General features: G+C 52.9%; 17 protein-coding genes, 10 tRNA genes and 2 pseudogenes. 26 read left to right on the top strand and 3 right to left on the bottom strand.

What is annotated here, in order from left to right; translation table 11 throughout:
- Positions 1–220: 220 nt before the first annotated feature.
- The gene (locus tag NSS88_RS07455) at positions 221–1042 is read left to right on the top strand and encodes an undecaprenyl-diphosphate phosphatase (protein ID WP_033016517.1); all 822 of its coding nucleotides are present in this window, start codon (positions 221–223) and stop codon (positions 1040–1042) included.
- Between the two features lie 407 nt (positions 1043–1449).
- Here the strand turns inward: NSS88_RS07455 and NSS88_RS07450 are convergent, their stop codons facing one another.
- Positions 1450–2523, bottom strand: a complete 1074-nt coding sequence (locus NSS88_RS07450; protein WP_049626556.1) for an undecaprenyldiphospho-muramoylpentapeptide beta-N-acetylglucosaminyltransferase — start codon at positions 2521–2523, stop codon at positions 1450–1452.
- Between the two features lie 368 nt (positions 2524–2891).
- On the opposite strand from NSS88_RS07450, the gene NSS88_RS07445 reads away from it, so the two are divergent.
- From NSS88_RS07445 to NSS88_RS07410, 8 genes and pseudogenes are all read left to right on the top strand, one after another.
- Entirely contained in the window at positions 2892–3620 is a 729-nt protein-coding gene (locus tag NSS88_RS07445; RefSeq protein WP_049624467.1) for a polysaccharide deacetylase family protein, read from the top strand.
- Between the two features lie 10 nt (positions 3621–3630).
- Positions 3631–4242, top strand: a complete 612-nt coding sequence (locus tag NSS88_RS07440; RefSeq protein WP_049624466.1) for a DedA family protein — start codon at positions 3631–3633, stop codon at positions 4240–4242.
- A complete protein-coding gene (locus NSS88_RS07435; protein WP_049624465.1) occupies positions 4239–5381 on the top strand; it encodes an MGDG synthase family glycosyltransferase in 1143 nt (380 codons plus the stop codon). Before NSS88_RS07440 ends, NSS88_RS07435 begins: the two co-directional genes overlap by 4 nt.
- A gap of 158 nt (positions 5382–5539) precedes the next feature.
- Positions 5540–6634 carry a D-alanine--D-alanine ligase gene (locus NSS88_RS07430; protein WP_033010295.1) on the top strand — a complete coding sequence of 365 codons (1095 nt, stop codon included), beginning with the start codon at positions 5540–5542 and terminating at the stop codon, positions 6632–6634.
- A 15-nt stretch (positions 6635–6649) separates the two neighbouring features.
- A complete protein-coding gene (locus tag NSS88_RS07425; RefSeq protein ID WP_033016545.1) occupies positions 6650–8026 on the top strand; it encodes a UDP-N-acetylmuramoyl-tripeptide--D-alanyl-D-alanine ligase in 1377 nt (458 codons plus the stop codon).
- Between the two features lie 72 nt (positions 8027–8098).
- A pseudogene (locus tag NSS88_RS07420) lies at positions 8099–8404 on the top strand (alpha/beta hydrolase); the annotation flags it as partial.
- A gap of 156 nt (positions 8405–8560) precedes the next feature.
- Positions 8561–8977: pseudogene (locus tag NSS88_RS07415) on the top strand (alpha/beta hydrolase); the annotation flags it as partial.
- 61 nt (positions 8978–9038) lie between these two features.
- Positions 9039–10442, top strand: a complete 1404-nt coding sequence (locus NSS88_RS07410) for a DEAD/DEAH box helicase (protein ID WP_049626557.1) — start codon at positions 9039–9041, stop codon at positions 10440–10442.
- Between the two features lie 11 nt (positions 10443–10453).
- Here NSS88_RS07410 and NSS88_RS07405 read toward each other — a convergent pair whose 3' ends face one another.
- Positions 10454–11071 (bottom strand): rhomboid family intramembrane serine protease, encoded by a 618-nt coding sequence (locus NSS88_RS07405; protein ID WP_049624464.1) that lies wholly within the window; start codon positions 11069–11071, stop codon positions 10454–10456.
- Between the two features lie 120 nt (positions 11072–11191).
- On the opposite strand from NSS88_RS07405, the gene acpS reads away from it, so the two are divergent.
- The 6 genes from acpS to NSS88_RS07375 all read left to right on the top strand — a co-directional run bounded on the left by acpS (position 11192) and on the right by NSS88_RS07375 (position 17546).
- The gene (acpS, locus tag NSS88_RS07400; protein WP_033010299.1) at positions 11192–11581 is read left to right on the top strand and encodes a holo-ACP synthase; all 390 of its coding nucleotides are present in this window, start codon (positions 11192–11194) and stop codon (positions 11579–11581) included.
- A gap of 79 nt (positions 11582–11660) precedes the next feature.
- Positions 11661–12680, top strand: a complete 1020-nt coding sequence (locus NSS88_RS07395) for a LolA family protein (protein WP_033016553.1) — start codon at positions 11661–11663, stop codon at positions 12678–12680.
- Between the two features lie 243 nt (positions 12681–12923).
- A complete protein-coding gene (gene alr, locus NSS88_RS07390; protein WP_033016557.1) occupies positions 12924–14090 on the top strand; it encodes an alanine racemase in 1167 nt (388 codons plus the stop codon).
- 114 nt (positions 14091–14204) lie between these two features.
- Positions 14205–14486 carry a CopG family ribbon-helix-helix protein gene (locus NSS88_RS07385; RefSeq protein WP_033010302.1) on the top strand — a complete coding sequence of 94 codons (282 nt, stop codon included), beginning with the start codon at positions 14205–14207 and terminating at the stop codon, positions 14484–14486.
- 4 nt (positions 14487–14490) lie between these two features.
- Complete coding sequence (gene ndoA, locus NSS88_RS07380; protein WP_003253417.1) at positions 14491–14841, top strand: type II toxin-antitoxin system endoribonuclease NdoA; 351 nt, start codon at positions 14491–14493, stop codon at positions 14839–14841.
- A gap of 542 nt (positions 14842–15383) precedes the next feature.
- Positions 15384–17546 carry a Tex family protein gene (locus NSS88_RS07375; protein ID WP_061580987.1) on the top strand — a complete coding sequence of 721 codons (2163 nt, stop codon included), beginning with the start codon at positions 15384–15386 and terminating at the stop codon, positions 17544–17546.
- A gap of 57 nt (positions 17547–17603) precedes the next feature.
- On the opposite strand, the gene cmpA is transcribed toward NSS88_RS07375, so the two are convergent.
- On the bottom strand, positions 17604–17717 hold the full coding sequence (gene cmpA, locus NSS88_RS07370; RefSeq protein ID WP_121625977.1) for a cortex morphogenetic protein CmpA: 114 nt from the start codon (positions 17715–17717) through the stop codon (positions 17604–17606).
- Positions 17718–17810: 93 nt separating this feature from the next.
- Between cmpA and NSS88_RS07365 the strand changes: the two genes are divergently transcribed.
- The 11 genes from NSS88_RS07365 to NSS88_RS07315 all read left to right on the top strand — a co-directional run bounded on the left by NSS88_RS07365 (position 17811) and on the right by NSS88_RS07315 (position 19935).
- On the top strand, positions 17811–18272 hold the full coding sequence (locus tag NSS88_RS07365) for a SprT family protein (protein WP_033016555.1): 462 nt from the start codon (positions 17811–17813) through the stop codon (positions 18270–18272).
- A gap of 431 nt (positions 18273–18703) precedes the next feature.
- Positions 18704–18778: transfer RNA gene (locus NSS88_RS07360), tRNA-Asn, on the top strand.
- Positions 18779–18784: 6 nt separating this feature from the next.
- A tRNA-Ser gene (locus NSS88_RS07355) sits at positions 18785–18877 on the top strand.
- A gap of 16 nt (positions 18878–18893) precedes the next feature.
- Positions 18894–18965: transfer RNA gene (locus tag NSS88_RS07350), tRNA-Glu, on the top strand.
- Positions 18966–18995: 30 nt separating this feature from the next.
- Positions 18996–19071, top strand: a tRNA-Asp gene (locus tag NSS88_RS07345).
- A gap of 13 nt (positions 19072–19084) precedes the next feature.
- A tRNA-Gln gene (locus NSS88_RS07340) sits at positions 19085–19159 on the top strand.
- 289 nt (positions 19160–19448) lie between these two features.
- A tRNA-Lys gene (locus NSS88_RS07335) sits at positions 19449–19524 on the top strand.
- Positions 19525–19529: 5 nt separating this feature from the next.
- Positions 19530–19611, top strand: a tRNA-Leu gene (locus NSS88_RS07330).
- A 15-nt stretch (positions 19612–19626) separates the two neighbouring features.
- A tRNA-Leu gene (locus tag NSS88_RS07325) sits at positions 19627–19709 on the top strand.
- Between the two features lie 71 nt (positions 19710–19780).
- Positions 19781–19857 (top strand) — tRNA-Arg (locus tag NSS88_RS07320).
- A gap of 4 nt (positions 19858–19861) precedes the next feature.
- A tRNA-Pro gene (locus NSS88_RS07315) sits at positions 19862–19935 on the top strand.
- Positions 19936–19972 lie beyond the last annotated feature (37 nt).

The raw sequence follows: 19972 nt of genomic DNA, 5'->3' as shown, positions 1-19972 counted from the left end.
ACTACCTAGAACGGCGTGGGGAGATGGGGGCAGGCCCATTTCCGCCCGCTGACTGATGACTGACGCTCTTCCCGGCATCACACCCATCCAAAAACGTGCGGGTAGTAGAAACGAATGATTTGTAGTACAATAGAGCAGGCACGGCCGAAGCAGGGTGTTATTTCGCCCGCCCGGCCCATATGTATAAAAAGGACGACCCCGCGCAGAAAGGATGGAACGAATGAACTGGATCGAGCTGTTGAAGGCGGTTATTTTAGGGATGGTCGAGGGGCTGACCGAGTTTGCCCCTGTGTCTTCGACCGGGCATATGATCATTGTGGACGATCTTTGGTTGAAATCGACCGAGTTTTTAGGCAAGTACGCGGCGAATACGTTTAAAGTCGTTATCCAGCTCGGCTCGATTTTGGCCGCTGTTGTGGTGTTTAAAGACCGATTTCTCGATTTGCTTGGTTTCCGCGGCCGCCATCCGGGCGGACATCCGCGGCTGACGCTTCTTCACGTCATCGTCGGCCTGCTTCCAGCCGGGGTGCTCGGCGTCTTGTTTGAAGACTACATCGACGAACATTTGTTTTCTACGAAAACGGTGCTCATCGGCCTTGTGCTCGGCGCGCTGCTCATGATCGCCGCCGACAAATTCGCGAAAAGAGCTGCGCGGGCGCAGACGGTCGACGAAATTACGTACAAACAGGCGTTTCTCGTCGGATTGGTGCAATGCTTATCGTTATGGCCCGGTTTTTCCCGCTCCGGTTCGACGATTGCCGGCGGGGTGCTCGTCGGCATGAGCCATCGCGCCGCCGCCGATTTCACGTTCATTATGGCTGTTCCGATCATGGCTGGGGCGAGCGGGCTGTCGCTGTTGAAAAACTGGCAATACGTCACGGCTGCCGACATCCCGTTTTTCATCGCCGGTTTTTTGAGCGCCTTCGTCTTTGCCTTGCTGGCGATCCGTTTCCTCTTGCAGCTCATCAACCGCATCCGCCTCGTGCCGTTTGCGGTATATCGGATCGTGCTAGCCGTTGTTATTTCTTTGTTATACTTTTAGTCGCGCCGCTTGGCGGAGGTGTTCCGCCGGGCGGTTGTTTGTTATCTTCTACTTTTACTCTGTTGGCTGGCATGCATTCCGCTTAGGGGAACAAAAGATGATGGATTGTAGAAGACCAAGGATTTAAGGGGAAATGTTGTGCTTCAACAAGGTTTTTCAAATAGAAAAGTCTTGAAACATCATCATTTGCTTTTGGGCGAGCTCCCTAAACCGCATGAATTCGTTGTTTTTCGCCAGTCCGTCTTCTAAAAAATGTTAAGAAAAGTAAAAAAATAGTTGTTGCTTTCTATACTATGGATTATAATACGGATAAGCCGTTTAGTCGAGTTGCTTATTTCCATGCCTATGCAAAATAAGGCGATGCCGAAAAAACGGCCGTGGTTAGCCGCGTCAGGCATCGCCTGCTTTCACCGGCGGGCGGTGTCTTGAATGATGGAAAGCAATGTTTGCAGCGGATCGCTTCCGCCGGCTTTCTCCATGTTTTTCCGGTAGCGCTCTTTGTTTTCATATAGGCGGCGAATGGCGGCATAGAACGATTCGTTTGTCAAGTCTTCTTCCATCAGCACTTCCGCATAGCCCGCGTTTTTAAACGAGCGGGCGTTGAGAATTTGGTCGCCGCGGCTTGCCGCTTTCGAGAGCGGGATGAGCAGCATCGGCTTGCGCAAGGCGAGCAGTTCGAAAATGGCGTTTGCGCCCGCGCGAGAGACGACGATGTCGGCCAAAGCCAACAAGTGTGGCAGCTCTTCGTTGACGTATTCGAACTGTTTGTATCCTTTTTGGTCTGCGAGGCTTGGGTCGATGTTTCCTTTGCCGCAAATGTGGATGATGTCAAATTCGGCAAGCAGCGTTGATAAGTTGGCGCGCAAGGCGTCGTTGATTCTTTTCGAGCCTAAGCTGCCGCCCATCGCCAGCAGCACCGGTTTTTTGCCGTCGAACTGGCACATCCTCCGCCCTTGGGCAACGCTGCCGTGCTTCAGTTCCTCGCGGACGACGGCGCCGATGTAGACCGCTTTATCGGCGCTGACGTGTTGCTTCGTTTCCGGAAAGGTGAGGCAAATTTTCGTCGCAAAGGGCATGGCGATTTTGTTTGCAAGACCGGGCGTCAAGTCGGATTCATGAATCACCGACGGTACACCGTTCAGCCAGGCGCCAAGAATGACGGGAACGGAGACGAATCCGCCTTTGGAGAACACGACGTCCGGCCTTTCTTTTTGGATAAGGCGGTACGCCTGCCAAACGCCTTTTAGCACGTTGAACGGATCTTTAAAGTTTTTCCAGTCAAAATAGCGTCGCAGTTTTCCGGTCGAAACCGAATAGTACGGTACGCCGTCGATGCGGCCGATGATCTCCCGTTCAATTCCCTCGAGAGAGCCGATGTAGATGATGTCCCAGCCTTGTGCTTTTAGTTTCGGAATCAAGGCGACGTTGACCATCACATGGCCAGCCGTGCCGCCGCCGGTTAAGACGATTTTCTTTCGCAATGCAGATCACCTGTCTTTTTGCAAGATGAATAACGTACAATGCGGCCGTGCCGTTCCGGCCGTCCGGCGGAACGGATATGCCGATGAATTGCTCTTTGCGGCTAGAGTTTCATACCGATTATGTATTATAGCAGATGCAATGTCATTTATGGAGGAAACCGATCGGCTGGACGTTTCGTATAGAAAAAGGGAACGTTTGGGCGTCACATGAAAATTTCATTGTTTTTCTTTTGATTTTTTTTTCATCGAAATTATAATATTATTATTATAAATTTAGTAGTCTGTATTATATATTATTTATTATAAATTTAGTAGTCTGTTCGCACGTTGTGATTTTTTAAAGGAAAAAATATTGCGAGGTGAGGACGATGTTGGCATGGCTTTTCGGTTGTCTGATCGCTGGAATCATCGTTTACGGGGTTGTGCCGACGATCGTCATTCGCAAAAAGCGGGTACTGTTGTTTCGGGAAGGAACAGCGCCCGATTGCCTTGCTTTGACGTTTGATGACGGTCCTGACCCGTATTATACGCCAAAACTGTTGGATTTATTAAAGAAACACGGTGTCAAGGCGACGTTTTTCGTCGTCGGCCGCAAAGCGGAACGTTATCCGGACATTGTGCGGCGCATGGTGGAGGAAGGCCATGAAGTCGGCATTCACAACTATCGCCATATAAGCAACTGGCTTGTGCCGCCGTTTTGGCTCGATTGGGGGGTGCGCCGCGCCGCTGCGGCGATTGAGCGGGCGACGGGCCAACGACCGATTTATTACCGCCCTCCGTGGGGGCATTTTAACGCATGGGCACCGATCGTACAAAAACGGTATACGACCGTGTTATGGACGCATATTGTTGGCGACTGGAACGCCAAACTGGGGGAAATGGAGTTGTTCCGCCGGTTAAAAGGAGCGTTGCGCGGCGGAGCTGTGATTGTTCTTCATGACAACGGCGATGCGTTGGGGGCCGACCGGCATGCGCCGGAGCAAATGTTGTCAGCGCTTGAGCTGCTGCTGAAAGATGAAGCAGCGAGAAAGATGCGCTGGGTGACGATTACAGAAATGAGAAACGCGCAAACTAACAAACGAATCTCGTCGATGTGATGGGGGAGCCATGGAAACAGGTGTATGGTTGCCGTACGTTCAGTCGTACGGATATGTGACGCTGTTTTTGTTTTTATTTTGCGGCATTGTCGGCATCCCAGCGCCGGAGGAAAGTTTGCTTTTTTTCGTCGGTTTGATCGTCGCCAAGGAGCAGCTGCTGCTTTGGCCGTCGCTCGCGTCATGCTGGGGAGGAGCGATGACCGGCATGGTGGCGGCGTATGGCGCCGGACGATGGTGGGGGGCGCCGTTTATGAAAAAGTACGGCAAATACGTGGGAATTACGGACGAGCGGTGGGGGAGGGCTCAGCTTTGGTTCCGCCGTTATGGGAAATGGGGCATTTTGTTCAGCTGTTATGCGCCAGGCGTCCGGCAAATCTTCCCGTATATGGCGGGGGTAAGCCGGTTTCCGTTTCGGCCGTTTTTGCTGCTTGCAGCGCTTGGAACGGCTGGATGGGTCGCCCCGATGATGTTCGTTGGGCTGCTGCTCGGCCGGCATGTCCATATTCCCCTCGTTTCTTTCCCGCTTGTCGGATTGGCGTTGTTTTTGCTGTTTTTGCTTGCGGCGTGGATCGGACAGCGGAGGCGCAAAAATCTTTCGAAAGCTAAAGGGTGCGATCGATGATGAAAGTGTTGTTCTTGCCGTTGTTTCAAATGAACACGGGACACCATAAAGTCGCGGATACGTTGATCGATTTTTTGCGGCGCCAGTTTCCGGCGGTCGAAAGCAAAAAAATCGATTTTTTGAGCTATTGCAATGAACTGATGGAAAAAATGGTGTCAGAAGCGTATTTGCGCTGGATTCGTTCACATCCCGCTTCCTATCATCGCGTGTACAAAACGTTTATGTATCAAGAGCCGCCGCGGTTCGAGTTTGTTTCATTTGAGCCATGGCTGCCATATTTCGAAAGCAAAATGAAAAAAATGCTCGAGCAGGAACGGCCGGATTTGATCGTTTGCACCCACTCGTTTCCGTCTCGCATTTTGCAGCAGCTTAAGCGGAAACAGGCGTTGTTTGTTCCTGTGGTGAACGTCTATACCGATTTTTTCATGAACAGCGTCTGGGGGAAACGGTTTATCGATTATCACTTCGTCCCCCATCCAGAGGCGAAATGGGAACTGGTCACAAAATACGGGATTGACGAAGGGCGCATCGTGGTCACAGGCATTCCGGTTCATGATGCGTTTCGGATCACGACGGAAACGCGGCGAAAGAGGTGGCCGGCCCATATACTTGTCGCCGGCGGAAGCCAAGGGCTTGGCAATATGATGGCCTTTTTGCGGGCGGCCCAGGCATCGACGCTGTTTCGCTATTCCGTGCTATGCGGCGCCAACCGCCAGTTATACGACGAAATTTCCAGCTGGAATCTCCCGCACATCCGTCCGCTCCCGTACATTGCCGACCCGGAAGAAATGAACCGGCTGTATGATGAGGTGGACGCGGTGGTGACAAAGCCGGGTGGAGTGACGGTGAGCGAGCTGCTTCATAAACGCATTCCGATGTTTACGATCGATTGTCTGCCGGGTCAGGAGCGCATCAATTTGCAATATTTGCAGCGGAACGGCTTGATTTACCATTTAGCTGAACCAGACCGCGGCGAGCGGGCCATGTTGCGCCTGCTCAATGATGATGTTGAGAAAAACCGGTTTTTCCGCCGTGTGTCCGACTATTTCGCCGGGGTGGAGAAAACGGGGCAGGAAGCGCTCGCCGAAATGGTGGCGGCGATGCCGAGGCGTCGCGCCCAGCGTGTGCTTCACCCGTAGCGTGGGCCATCTAACGGACGTTAGATAGCATTTTTTTGTGCCGGGTGGATGCCCCAAGAGTAGCGAAACAAGCTGCACCGTACATATAAAATATCAGACCGTTGGGCGCGAAACGTGTTACAATAGGAACGATGGCCAAGGAAAGAGGAGGAACGAAGATGAAAACGAGAGTCGGAGTGTTGTATGGCGGGAAGTCGCCGGAGCATCAAGTATCGTTGTCAACGGCGATGGCAGTGATGAACGCCATCGATCCCCATAAGTTTGATGTGATTCCGATTTACATTACTCCACAAGGGCAGTGGATTAAAGGAAAGCGATTGACCGGACCGGTCAAAGAAGTGAAACAGCTGCAGTTCACGTCGACAGCGACGGCCATGATCCCGGTATCTTTAAACCAGGTGCCGGCGTCGGAATCGTCGTCTGCGGACAGCGAGGAAACGATTGACGTCATCTTCCCGCTTTTGCATGGGCCGAACGGCGAAGACGGAACTGTGCAAGGACTGCTCGAAATGTTAAACCTCCCGTACGTAGGCAACGGTGTGCTTGCCTCGGCCGTCGGCATGGATAAAGTGATTATGAAAAACTTGTTTGCCCAAGCCGGGCTGCGCCAGGCGAAATATGTGGCGGTGACCAAATATGACTGGCAAAAAAGCGGGGAAGCCGTTTACGACCGGATCGAACAAGAGCTTGGCTACCCGTGCTTTGTCAAGCCGGCCAACGCCGGTTCGAGCGTCGGCATTTCGAAATGCAAACAGCGCGGCGATTTGCACAAGGCGTTTGCCGAAGCGTTTAAGTATGACCGGAAAATCATCATTGAAGAAGCGATCGTCGGCCGGGAGATCGAGATCGGCGTCATCGGCAATGATGAACCGATTTGTTCGGTCGTCGGAGAAATTGTGCCAAAAAAGGAATTTTACGACTATGAGGCAAAATATGAAGACGGACAAACGGAACTGATTATTCCCGCTAAGGTGACGCCAGAGCAGTATGAAACGATTAAGGAAATGGCCATTGCCGCGTTTAAAGCACTTGACTTGTCCGGGCTCGTGCGTGCCGACTTTTTCCTCGCTGAAGATGGCACTGTGTATATTAACGAAATCAATACGATGCCGGGATTTACCCCGTACAGCATGTTTCCGCTTCTTTGGCAGCACAGCGGCGTGCCGTATCCGGAACTGATCGAGCGCCTCATTGCGCTGGCGTTGGAACGGCATCAAGAAAAGCAGACGATCACGTACACATTTGAAAAATAAAGAGGGTGAAAGCGGATGATGAAACGGACGGTGCGGCAAATTGCGGAGATGTCAGGCGGTCGGTGCGTGAAGTCGGAATGGGAGACGATTGCCGTCAGCGGCGTATCGACAGACACGAGAGCGATCCAAGCCGGCAACTTGTACGTTCCGCTTATTGGCGCGAAGTTTAACGGCCATGCCTTTGTGAACGAGGCGGTGCAAAAAGGAGCGGCAGCAGTGCTGTGGGCGGAAGCGGAAGGGACGCCGCCAGAAGGTGTTCCGGCGATTATCGTTGACGATACCCTTTCGGCGTTGCAGCGGCTTGCCGCCCGTTACCGCCAACAGCTTGGGCTGAAAGTGGTTGGCGTGACCGGCAGCAACGGCAAAACGACGACAAAAGATATGATTGCTGCGTTGTTGGCGGCCAACTACCGCGTGCAAAAAACAGAAGGCAACCTTAACAATCATATCGGCGTGCCGTTGACGCTGCTTTCGCTCGAGGAAGACACAGAGATTGCCGTTGTCGAAATGGGGATGAGCGGATTCGGCGAAATCGAGCGGCTCACGTTGATTGCCAAACCGGATGCAGCCGTCATTACCAACATCGGGGAATCACATTTGCAAGAGCTTGGTTCACGGGAAGGCATCGCCAAAGCCAAATTGGAAATTTTGGAAGGGGTGCACCACGATGGCTTGTTCGTCTACCATGGCGACGAACCGCTGTTGGCCGAGCGGGTCCCGCATTTATCTCTTCCCCGCCACGTCGTGACATTTGGAGCGGGAGCGGAAAACGACTACTACCCGACCGATGTGTGCATTGAAGCGGGGGGGACGTCATTTGCCATTAACGTGCTTCCGGGTCGGACGCTCTTTATGCCGGTGTTGGGAAAACATCACGTATACAACGCGCTCGCAGCCATCGCGGTAGCCCGCTTTTTTGGCGTCGATTGGGAAGGCATTGATGCGTCTCTCTCCCGCCTGCAAGTGACGCGCATGCGTACGGAAGTCGTCAAGACGAAATATGGCTTTACCGTCATTAATGACGCCTACAATGCTAGCCCGACATCGATGCGCGCCGCCTTGACGCTGCTTGGGGAATTAGGCGGCTACCGGCAAAAAATCGCCGTATTGGGCGATATGTTGGAGCTTGGTGACGAAGAAGTGGCGTTTCATCGAGAGATCGGGGAGGTGCTGCGGCCGGGAATGGTGGACTATGTGTTCACTTACGGGCCGCTTTCGCACCATATCGCCGCGGCGGCCGCCCCATTTTTTGATGATGGACGGGTGAGGGAGTTCGACGATAAAGCAGCGTTGGCCGAGGCCGTGCGTTCCGTCGCGACTTCGGATGACATTGTTTTATTGAAAGCATCGCGCGGCATGAAATTGGAAGAGTTGCTTCGATATTGGGTGTAACATCAAGCAACCCGAGAGAAACTAAAAGCGGCGTCACAGGCGCCGCTTTTCATTCGGGCGGGGGTGGAAATGATGATCGGCTGTTTATGTATTCACGGGTTTACGGGAAGTCCAGAAGAAGTGGCGCCGCTGGCCGATTATTTGCGAGAGCGGACCGATTGGATGATCGAAACGCCGACCTTGCCGGGCCACGGAAGCGAACTGCGGTTGAAAGGAATTACATACGACCAATGGATCGCAGCGGCGGAACAAGCGTTTTTAGCGCTCCATCACCGTTGCAGTGTGGTGTATGTCATTGGGTTTTCAATGGGTGGAGTGATCGCCGTCTACTTGGCGGAAAAATACCCGGTCGCCAAACTCGTGCTGCTAAGCGCTGCGTTTTACCTCATATTTCGCAACCTTTGCATAATATACAAAAAATGACCAAAATATTCGCATAAAAATAAACTTTTATACAGATATTGTAAAATAACTAATTTTTATTCGATGAAATCAGGTTTATTTTGAATTTTTATTCAAGGTGCGAAATGTGAGTTTTACTATGTCAACCCGCGCCAATTATGGCGCGACATCCGCGAGATGTTTGCCAATGGATGGAAAGGAGCGCGGGAGCACCCACTGTTTCTCCGCTATCGAAACAAAATGATGGCGACGCCGTTTTCAGCTGTCAGGGAGTTTCGCAAACTCGTCCGCGATGTGCGTCCCCGACTTCCGCGCGTCGCGGCACCCGCGCTCATTGTGCAAGGAGAAAAAGATGGGATCGTGCCGCTAAAAAGCGCCTATTATTTATATGAGCAGATTGGATCGGCGGAAAAAAAGCTGTTGCTTTTGCCCAATTCGTTCCATCATGTTTGTCATAGTATCGATCGGCACGTTCTGTTTGCTGAGGTGGAAACATTTTTGCGCGCTGCCCATGCCCATCATTGCAAATCACCGCATAACATGGTATGATAACTGTCAAACCTTTCTCACGAATCAGGGACGATTTTGAATTTAAGGAGTTTGGATAACATTGACGACATTTCAAGAATTAGGATTAAGCCAAGAAGTGATGAAAGCTGTCGAGCGGATGGGATTTGAAGAAACGACCCCGATTCAGGCAAAAACGATCCCGCTCAGCCTGCAAAACAAAGATGTCATTGGCCAAGCGCAAACCGGAACTGGGAAAACGGCGGCGTTTGGTATTCCGATTGTGGAAAAAGTGGACGTAAAAAACGGCGCCGTTCAAGCACTCGTTGTCGCGCCGACGCGGGAGCTCGCCATTCAAGTGTCGGAAGAGCTGTATAAAATCGGCGCGGTGAAGCGGGTGCGCGTCCTGCCGATTTATGGAGGGCAAGATATTGAACGGCAAATTCGCGCCTTGAAAAAACATCCGCACATCATCGTCGGCACGCCGGGCCGCATTCTTGACCATATCAACCGCGGCACGCTGCGTCTTGAGCACGTGCATACCGTCGTGCTCGATGAGGCGGACGAGATGCTCAACATGGGGTTTATCGAGGACATTGAAGCGATTTTAAGCCATGTGCCGACCGGTCGGCAGACGCTCCTGTTTTCCGCAACGATGCCGGATCCGATCCGCCGCATCGCCGAGAGGTTCATGAATGAACCGGAGCTCGTGAAGGTCAAGGCGAAAGAGATGACCGTGCCGAACATTCAACAGTACTACTTAGAAGTGCACGAGAAAAAGAAATTTGACATTTTGACGCGGCTTCTCGATATTCAGGCGCCGGAGCTTGCGATCGTGTTCGGCCGCACGAAGCGGCGCGTTGATGAACTTGCCGAGGCGCTCAACTTGCGCGGTTATGCGGCGGAAGGCATCCACGGCGATTTAAGCCAGGCGAAGCGCCTGTCGGTGTTGCGCAAGTTTAAAGAAGGATCGATCGAAATTTTAGTCGCAACCGACGTTGCCGCGCGCGGATTGGATATTTCCGGCGTGACGCACGTATATAACTTCGACATCCCGCAGGATCCGGAAAGCTACGTCCATCGGATCGGGCGGACAGGTCGCGCCGGGAAAATGGGTGTGGCGATGACGTTTGTCACGCCAAGGGAGATCGGCCAACTTCACCATATTGAGCGGACGACGAAGCGGAAAATGGAGCGGATGAAGCCGCCGACGCTCGATGAGGCGCTGGAAGGCCAACAGCGCATTGCCATTGAGAAGCTTCTCAATGTGGCGGAAACGGAAAACTTGTCGTTTTACAAGCGGGCCGCCGAGGAGCTGCTGGAAGAGCATGATTCGGTGACGCTTGTCGCCGCCTGCTTGAAAATGTTGACGCGCGAGCCGGATACTACGCCGGTAAAACTGACCGAAGAGCCGCCATTAGCGGTCAAGCGGGAGAAAAAACGGGGCGGCCGCCCGGACGGCTCCGCGCGCGGACGGACGAAAAAACGGCGGATTACGGCGCATTAAGCGCCGTTTTTTCATGGCCGGACGACATGAAACGACGGCGGCTCGGGGCGGACGGTCAAAAACGGAGCGAGCAGCCCGCCGGTGACAAAGCCAAACAGATGGGCGATGAGGTTGCCGTCCGGCTCCATCAAGCCGAGCAACAGGTTGATGGCCATAGCGGCCAACAGCAACTGGGCGTGCCGGGGGGCGATGAGGTCGCGGCGAAAAAGGGCGAGATAGCTGTACATGCCAAATAAGGAGAAAATGGCGCCCGACGCCCCAACATGGCTGTACATCGGCGGAAGAAGCAAGGCGGTGGCAAGGTTGGCGCCGACGCCTCCCCCGATATAAAGAAGCAAAAACTTCCTTTTCCCAAGCGCTTGCTCGAGCCACGAGCCGAACAACCATAAGGAGAGGCTGTTCGCGGCTAAATGATCGAAATCGAGGTGCAATAAAAGCGAGCTGACAAGCCGCCAATACTCCCCATGGCGGATGGCGCCGTTCGTTCCGACGATGCTCTGCCAGACTGGCTCAAGCGCCGGAAGAGGAAGCGTGAACAACCCCCATAAGCCAACATGGACGAGCAACAGGATGAATACGGCGGGGCAAAGGCGAGGCAGCGGCCGACCGTCCCCGGTACGGTGAAACATGAACGAGCCTCCTTTCTTGGCAGGAAACCAAACATATGTTATTGCTATAAGCCATCTTATGCGCGACGGCCGGAAAAAATTTGTCCGCGGCCGGCAAACCGATAGCAGGGGGGGAACGCGATGATCATCGGCATCGGCATTGACATTGTGGAATTGGAGCGCATTCGGTCCATCCTTGCCCGCAGCCGCAAACTCCCGGAGCGGATTTTAACGCCGCGGGAGAAGGCGCAGTTTGATGAGTTGCCGCCTGCCCGGCAGGTGGAATTTCTCGCCGGACGGTTTGCGGCGAAGGAAGCGTACGCCAAAGCGCTCGGGACAGGAATTGGACGGCATTTGTCATTTCAGGATATTGAAATCGCCACAGATGCCTACGGGAAACCGCGCATTGCTGCTGACTGCGACCGCGAAGTCGTTCATCTTTCCATTTCCCATAGCCGCGATTATGCGGTTGCCCAAGTCGTCATCGAGCGGTTGGAACCATTCAAGCCGTTCGATCTTTGTCATAGCTAGTCTGCATATTCCCGGGTGTTGTCTCATATATTGTAGTGCATGGACAGAAACCGATATATGAGGCAAAGGGGTTGAAGCGATGGGCAGAAAGGTGCTTATGGCATTGGTCGGCATCATCTTTCTATTTGTGTTAGCTGGCTGCGGATCCAAATCGCAGGAGGAAGTGTTCAAGGCGCTGAATGAAAAGATGGATGAGATGACAGGTTACCAAGCGGAAACGAAAATGACGTTCCACACCGGCGCCGAGCCGCAAGTATACCATGTGGAAGTGTGGCATAAGCAGCCGTCGTACTACCGCGTCAGCTTGAAAAACGCCGACAAAGGGCAAAGCCAAGTGATTTTGCGCAATGATGAGGGGGTATTCGTCTTTACACCCGCCCTCAACAAAAGCTTCAAGTTTGTCAGCGATTGGCCGAAAAACAGCAGCCAAGCGTATTTGTACGAATCGCTCGTCAAAGACATTTTGAGCGATCCAAAGGCAAAGTTTAAGGAAACGAAAAATTATTACGTGTTCGAGACAAAAACGAACTACCCGAACAGTGAGGTCGTCCCAACACAGGAGATTACACTGCGCAAAAAAGATTTGGCGCCGGTCTCGGTCAAAGTGATGGATACCGACCGGAAAGCATTGTTGACGGTCGAATTCTCCAATGTTGAATTTAACAAAAAGTTTGATGACGATGCGTTCGACACGTCCAAAAACATGACCGGGGCGCGTCTTGAGGTGCCAACGATGGCCGCAGGAAAAGAACAAGTGATGGAAGTCATGTACCCTGATTTGAGCCGGCTGCCTGAAGGAGTGAAAATGCTCGAGGAAAAAGAGGTCAAAAGTGAGAGTGGCAAACGAGTGATTATGACGTTTGGCGGCAAAAAATCATTTACGCTCGTTCAAGAAAAAGCGGAAGTGCTTCCGGCAACGAGCATGCCCGTCTTGGTGAACGGCGATCCCGTCGATTTAGGCTTCACCGTCGGCGCTCTCACCGATCGAACGCTGACATGGTCGTACAACGGGGTGGAGTTTACGCTCGCCTCGGACGATTTGACTCCACAAGAAATGATAATGGTGGCCAGCACAGTGCAGGAAAAAGCGGCAAAATAACGATGCCATCCGAAAAAAAAGGCGTGTCTCCCCGCTTCCGAAAGCAGGGGAGCCGTCTTTTTTCTATTGCCCGATTGGAGTTGCGCACCGGTGCAGCCAACCGCAGCGCCCGTCCAACGTTTTTCACTGTCTTTGTACGCTTTCCCCTATTCCTTCTTCCGCAATGGCATGGTAAACTAAAAAAGGACAAAAATGATTTCGAGCGCTTTCAAGTTTGCGCAACAGGAAAGGCAGCGAGAAACCATGAACGACTTTCATCGCGATACGTGGGCGGAAGTGGATTTGGACGCCATTTACGACAATGTGGCGAATTTGCGCCGTTTGCTGCCGGACGACACGCACATTATGGCGGTCGTGAAGGCGAACGCCTATGGACATGGGGATGTGCAGGTGGCAAGGACAGCGCTCGAAGCGGGGGCCTCCCGCCTGGCGGTTGCCTTTTTGGATGAGGCGCTCGCTTTAAGGGAAAAAGGAATCGAAGCGCCGATTCTAGTTCTCGGGGCTTCCCGTCCAGCTGATGCGGCGCTGGCCGCCCAGCAGCGCATTGCCCTGACCGTGTTCCGCTCCGACTGGTTGGAAGAAGCGTCCGCCCTTTACAGCGGCCCTTTTCCTATTCATTTCCATTTGAAAATGGACACCGGCATGGGACGGCTTGGAGTGAAAGACGAGGAAGAGACGAAACGAATCGTAGCGCTGATTGAGCGCCATCCGCATTTTGTGCTTGAAGGGGTGTACACGCATTTTGCGACTGCGGATGAGGTGAACACCGATTATTTTTCCTATCAGTATACCCGTTTTTTGCACATGCTCGAATGGCTGCCGTCGCGCCCGCCGCTCGTCCATTGCGCCAACAGCGCAGCGTCGCTCCGTTTCCCTGACCGGACGTTCAATATGGTCCGCTTCGGCATTGCCATGTATGGGCTTGCCCCGTCGCCCGGCATCAAGCCGCTGCTGCCGTATCCATTAAAAGAAGCATTTTCGCTCCATAGCCGCCTCGTACACGTCAAAAAACTGCAACCAGGCGAAAAGGTGAGCTATGGTGCGACGTACACTGCGCAGACGGAGGAGTGGATCGGGACGATTCCGATCGGCTATGCGGACGGCTGGCTCCGCCGCCTGCAGCACTTTCATGTCCTTGTTGACGGACAAAAGGCGCCGATTGTCGGCCGCATTTGCATGGACCAGTGCATGATCCGCCTGCCTGGTCCGCTGCCGGTCGGCACGAAGGTGACACTGATTGGTCGCCAAGGGGACGAGGTAATTTCCATTGATGATGTCGCTCGCCATTTGGAAACGATCAACTACGAAGTGCCTTGCACGATCAGTTATCGAGTGCCCCGTATTTTTTTCCGCCATAAGCGTATAATGGAAGTGAGAAACGCCATTGGCCGCGGGGAAAGCAGTGCATAATCTGCTTCAAAAGACAAAGGATAGAAAATGGAGAAATGACTTTGCAGCGCCGTTGTTTAATGGTATCATGAAGTGGAAGCAATGAATGGCTGCAGTTCGTGGAGGTGTATATTTGTGTCGGAATCTGGCGCAACGACGGAAATCATCGTTCGTTTGCCGCAGTCGCTGCTGACGGAGCTCGACGTCCTCGTCAAACAGGAGAACGGCAATCGCAATGAACTTATTTACCAGGCGACGAAAATGTATATCCGGGAGCGGAAAAAGCGGCAAATTCGCGAAGCGATGAGACGTGGCTACATGGAAATGGCGAAAATCAATTTATCTATTGCTTCTGAAGCGTTTCATGCTGAATACGAGGCCGATCACACCGTTGAACGCTTAGTTAGCGGGGGGTAATGCTTTGATTGTCAAACGTGGCGACGTGTATTTTGCGGACCTTTCCCCGGTTGTTGGCTCAGAGCAGGGCGGCGTCCGCCCCGTGTTGGTGATCCAAAACGATATCGGCAATCGCTTCAGTCCAACGGTTATTGTAGCGGCGATCACGGCGCAAATCCAAAAGGCAAAGCTGCCGACGCATGTCGAGATCGATGCGAAGCGCTACGGGTTTGAGCGGGACTCGGTCATTTTGCTTGAACAAATCCGTACGATTGATAAGCAGCGGCTGACTGACAAAATCACCCATCTGGATGATGAGATGATGGACAAAGTCGATGAAGCGCTGCAAATCAGCTTAGGGCTGATCGACTTTTGAAGCAAGCGCAAGGAAATCTTTCCGCTTCAGCGTGAGGGACGCCAAAACAGCAAGTGTTGCTGTGGGAAGATCAATCGATGCGCGTGGAAGCAGCATGGGTGCGCAACGTCTCATGGCAGCGATGTCGGCTCACCGGCCAAACGGGCAGATCGGCTCATGGAACGGTCTGTCCCCTCTATTGGCATTTATGTGTATTCTTTCACAAAGAGGCTACGAATAAGTAGCTCTTTTTTTGTCATCCCCGGTCCGGAACTCTCTCCCTGCCCAAGCTCGGTGCAACCGGCGGGGAATGATGGCTTCCTCTTGCTTCGAATGGACAAAAGATCAGCGGGTGCGTCCGGATTGCGGTGCGGTTGCGGCTGGGACATCGTGCTGCCGGGAATATGTTGCGTGAAGAAACGTCGCTTGCCGTCTTCGGAAGGCGGCCGAAGTGTGGAATACGCAGAGACGGTCTAGCGGGCAGCTGTTTGCAAACATTGCTCATTTTCAGGAGCGAGTGTAGATGGGAGAACGTGCAAGGCTGTGCATAAGGAGGGAACGTGTTGGCGATTGAACAGCGTTTGATTCAAACGATCGCTGATGAACAACGGCTGGCAGCCAAACAAGTTGAAAACGTCATCACCCTGCATCAGGAAGGAAATACGATTCCATTTATCGCCCGCTACCGGAAAGAGATGACGGGGGCGCTCGATGAAGTGCAAATTCGTGCGGTGCTTGAGCGCTGGGAGTATTTGCAGCATTTAGAGCAGCGGAAAGAAGAAGTCATTCGGCTGATCGATGAGCAAGGGAAATTGACCGAAGAGCTGAAAAACGCGATTATCAGCGCCACGAAACTGCAGCAAGTCGAAGATTTGTACCGCCCGTACCGGCAAAAGCGGCGCACGAAGGCGACGATTGCGAAAGAAAAAGGGCTTGAGCCGCTTGCCGATTGGCTTCTTTCCTGCCCTGCCGCCCCAACTCCGGAAGAGCAGGCCCGGGCGTTCATTGATACAGAAAAAGGGGTCGCAACGGCAGACGAGGCGCTGCAAGGGGCGAAGGACATCATCGCCGAGCGGGTGGCCGACGATGCCGCTCTTCGTCAATGGGCGCGGGAACAGACGTGGCGGAAAGGGATGATCGTGTCCACCGCGAAGGCGTCGGAGAAGGACGAAAAAAACGTATACGAGATGTATTACGACTACGAAGAACCTGTGGCGAAAATCGTCCCCCATCGTGTCTTGGCGCTGAACCGCGGCGAAAAAGAGGAGGTGCTGCGCGTCTCGGTCCAAGCCCCTGCCGAAGAAATCATCCGCTATTTGCAGCGGCAAACGATCGTCAACGAGGCGTCCCCGGCCGCCCGGCTCGTGGCTGAAGCGGTGGAAGACGGATACAAACGGCTGATGGAGCCCGCCATTGAGCGCGACATCCGCAACGAGTTGACGGAGAAAGCGGAAGAGCGGGCGATCCATATTTTTGCCGAGAATTTACGCAAACTGCTTCTTCAGCCGCCATTGAAAGGAAAAACGGTGCTCGGTATCGACCCAGCCTACCGAACGGGATGCAAGCTTGCCGTTGTTGATGAAACAGGGAAGCTGCTTCATATCGATGTCATTTACCCACACCCGCCGCAAGAGAAAAAGGATGAAGCGAGGACAAAGATTCTTCGTTTACTTGACGACTATCATGTGGATATGATCGCCATCGGCAACGGAACAGCCTCTCGGGAAACTGAACAGTTTGTCGCCGACACGCTGAAGCATGTGCAACGCGATATCTTTTATTTGATTGTCAATGAAGCAGGAGCGAGCGTCTACTCGGCTTCCGACCTTGCACGCGCCGAGTTTCCCGACTTGCAAGTTGAAGAGCGGAGCGCCGTCTCAATCGCCCGCCGCGTCCAAGACCCGCTCGCCGAACTGGTGAAGATTGACCCGAAATCGGTTGGCGTCGGCCAATACCAGCACGATGTGTCGCAAAAAAAGCTGGCGGAGTCGCTCCGTTTCGTCGTGGAGACGGTCGTCAATCAAGTCGGCGTCAACGTCAACACGGCGTCCGTTTCGCTGCTCCAATACGTCTCGGGACTGACGAAAACCGTCTCCGAAAACATTGTCAAACGCCGCGAAGAGCAAGGGAAATTCCGCAGCCGCGAGGAGCTGAAAACGATCCCGCGTCTTGGGGCGAAAACGTATGAGCAATGCATCGGGTTTTTGCGCATTGTCGACGGCGACGAGCCGCTTGACCGCACGCCGATTCATCCCGAACGGTACGCGGAAGTGAAGCAGTTGTTGCAAAAGTTAGGATTTACAACCGCCGCCATCGGCAGCAATGAGCTTCGCCAAGCGCTGCAAGCCATCGATGTGAAAGCAGCGGCATCCGAATTCGGCATCGGGGAACTGACGCTCCGCGACATCATTGACGCGTTGTGCCGCCCAGAGCGCGACCCGCGCGACGAGCTGCCCAAGCCGATATTGCGAAAAGACGTTTTGAAAATGGAAGACTTAAAGCCAGGCATGGAGCTCGAAGGAACGGTGCGCAACGTCGTCGACTTCGGCGCCTTTGTCGACATCGGCGTCAAACAGGACGGGCTCGTGCACATTTCCAAGCTAAGCAAACAATACGTCCGCCATCCGCTTGATGTCGTCTCCGTCGGCGACGTCGTCAAAGTGTGGGTGGAAAGGGTTGATGCAGCGAAAGGAAGAATTTCATTATCGATGCTTCCGCCGGAATAAGCTGGAGAGGCTGTCCCGTACTGCCCAATGAACAGCAGGGACAGCCTCAAACATATGTTACGGACAGTGCTTCCTTTGATAAAAAAACCAGCATTGGTTTAACAGCTTAATTTGATCAAGATTTTTCTCATAATAGGCTCGTCTCATCTGATTTTTTAGCCACGTAGGCAAAACAGTCACCTCCCTAACATACGGAAAGGTAGTATATAATGTATGTAGCTACGCATTGTCCTGTGCTGAAAACATAAAAGGGGGGCGCCTGTCATGGATCAAAAACGCTTGCAAGCGCTCGTTGAACAAATTTCCATAAGCACATTTGGCAAGCCGTTCCGCCATACCGCTTTCTTCAACCCTCGTTTGCGCACCACCGGCGGGCGCTACATGTTGCAGACGCATAACATTGAGCTCAATCAAAAACATTACGAGCAGTTCGGCGAGGAAGAATTGATCGCCATTATCAAACATGAGCTTTGCCATTACCACTTGCACCTTGAGGGAAAAGGCTACCGCCATCGCGACCGCGACTTCCGCGAACTGCTGCAAAAAGTGGGGGCGCCTCGCTATTGTCGTCCAATCGGCCAAAAAACAGACAGGTCGAAAACGATCTATACATACATTTGCACATCTTGCGGCCTGACGTACACTCGAAAAAAGCGCATGAACACCGCCCGCTACGTCTGCGGGAACTGCCGCGGGCGGCTTAAACTAGCGAACCAACGCCGTTGAACGCTTCCTTGCTTATGCCGAACCCTATTAGGAACATCCGCCGTGTCTTTCCCGAAGGAAACGAAGCTTTTTATGGAGCTCTTGTATCACGGCCCGGATATGCGAACGTCCTCTTCGAAAAGAGAGCAGTATCACATTTTGCAAAAAAAGTGGTTGACAATTAAATTGGCCATATGCTAAATTATAAAAGCCGTCGCCAAACGGCGATGAAACAAACAGCAAAAAACATGTTGACAAAGAGTCGACAGCTCAATATAATAGACAATGTCGATTGTGAAAGTGTAGGAAATCTGAGCCGTTCCACAATAGTTCAACGACGAGCATTAGCATCATCGAATTCACCACAAGTTGTCTCGACGCATCTTTCTTCCTTGAATTATCTGGAAGAGGTAACGAGCACATCGTAAAGTATAGCATAATTTCTTCATCATTCCGCAATAGCTCAGCGGTAGAGCAACCGGCTGTTAACCGGTAGGTCGTAGGTTCGAATCCTACTTGCGGAGCCAGTGTTTGGAGAAGTACCCAAGTGGCTGAAGGGGACGGTTTGCTAAACCGTTAGGTCGTGACTTAACGGCGCGCGGGTTCAAATCCCGCCTTCTCCGCCACTTTCGATAGTCGCATGGCCCGTTGGTCAAGTGGTTAAGACACCGCCCTTTCACGGCGGTAACACGGGTTCGAATCCCGTACGGGTCACTTACAGCGCGGGGGTTTCCCGCGGATTGCGGTCCCGTAGTGTAGTGGTTAACATGCCTGCCTGTCACGCAGGAGATCGCGGGTTCGAGTCCCGTCGGGACCGCCATTACACCAATCGCTGGGCCATAGCCAAGCGGTAAGGCAACGGACTTTGACTCCGTGATGCGCTGGTTCGAATCCAGCTGGCCCAGCCATTTTATGTGTTAAATACGAGCTATTAGCTCAGTAGGTAGAGCAACGAGCGATGCATCATCGAGTTTGCTTCGAGTTGCCCCGACGCACTTGACTTCTTCGAATAAGCTTGTAGAGGAAGGGGCATCGTTGTCTCGGAGTGTTATTGAACCCATGAGCCATTAGCTCAGTAGGTAGAGCAACGAGCTTTGCATCGCTGAGTTTGCTACGAGTTGTCCCGACGCATCGTGCGTCTTTGAATATGCTAGTAGAAGAAGGGACATCGTTCGCTGTGAGTGTATACCTAACCATGAGCCATTAGCTCAGTAGGTAGAGCATCTGACTTTTAATCAGAGGGTCGGAGGTTCGAGTCCTCCATGGCTCACCATATTAGCGGGTGTGGCGGAATTGGCAGACGCACCAGACTTAGGATCTGGCGCCTCACGGCGTGGGGGTTCAAGTCCCTCCACCCGCACTGATTAGTCCATATGCGGTCGTGGCGGAATGGCAGACGCGCTAGGTTGAGGGCCTAGTGGGGGCGACCCCGTGGAGGTTCAAGTCCTCTCGACCGCATTCCACTAAACCCAAACATTATGTTGACAAAAGAATGAGTAGTTGTTATAATAAAATTTGTCGCTAAAAATGCGCTCGTAGCTCAATTGGATAGAGCATCTGACTACGGATCAGAAGGTTAGGGGTTCGAATCCTCTCGAGCGCGCCATGATCGGGAAGTAGCTCAGCTTGGTAGAGCACATGGTTTGGGACCATGGGGTCGCAGGTTCAAATCCTGTCTTCCCGATTTGAATATCTTCATCAATTGCTATACGGGTGTAGTT

This window comes from Geobacillus sp. FSL W8-1251 (assembly GCF_038005945.1).
Classification (GTDB): Bacteria; Bacillota; Bacilli; order Bacillales; family Anoxybacillaceae; genus Geobacillus; species Geobacillus stearothermophilus.
This window is presented reverse-complemented; position numbering and strand designations above follow the sequence as displayed.

Bases quoted from the DNA above. Each gene is read 5' to 3' on its own strand.
- NSS88_RS07455 (WP_033016517.1), top strand. From the start codon at position 221: ATGAACTGGATCGAGCTGTTGAAGGCGGTTATTTTAGGGATGGTCGAG.
- NSS88_RS07445 (WP_049624467.1), top strand. From the start codon at position 2,892: ATGTTGGCATGGCTTTTCGGTTGTCTGATCGCTGGAATCATCGTTTAC.
- NSS88_RS07440 (WP_049624466.1), top strand. From the start codon at position 3,631: ATGGAAACAGGTGTATGGTTGCCGTACGTTCAGTCGTACGGATATGTG.
- NSS88_RS07435 (WP_049624465.1), top strand. From the start codon at position 4,239: ATGATGAAAGTGTTGTTCTTGCCGTTGTTTCAAATGAACACGGGACAC.
- NSS88_RS07430 (WP_033010295.1), top strand. From the start codon at position 5,540: ATGAAAACGAGAGTCGGAGTGTTGTATGGCGGGAAGTCGCCGGAGCAT.
- NSS88_RS07425 (WP_033016545.1), top strand. From the start codon at position 6,650: ATGATGAAACGGACGGTGCGGCAAATTGCGGAGATGTCAGGCGGTCGG.
- NSS88_RS07405 (WP_049624464.1), bottom strand. From the start codon at position 11,071: ATGTTTCACCGTACCGGGGACGGTCGGCCGCTGCCTCGCCTTTGCCCC.
- acpS (WP_033010299.1), top strand. From the start codon at position 11,192: ATGATCATCGGCATCGGCATTGACATTGTGGAATTGGAGCGCATTCGG.
- NSS88_RS07395 (WP_033016553.1), top strand. From the start codon at position 11,661: ATGGGCAGAAAGGTGCTTATGGCATTGGTCGGCATCATCTTTCTATTT.
- alr (WP_033016557.1), top strand. From the start codon at position 12,924: ATGAACGACTTTCATCGCGATACGTGGGCGGAAGTGGATTTGGACGCC.
- NSS88_RS07365 (WP_033016555.1), top strand. From the start codon at position 17,811: ATGGATCAAAAACGCTTGCAAGCGCTCGTTGAACAAATTTCCATAAGC.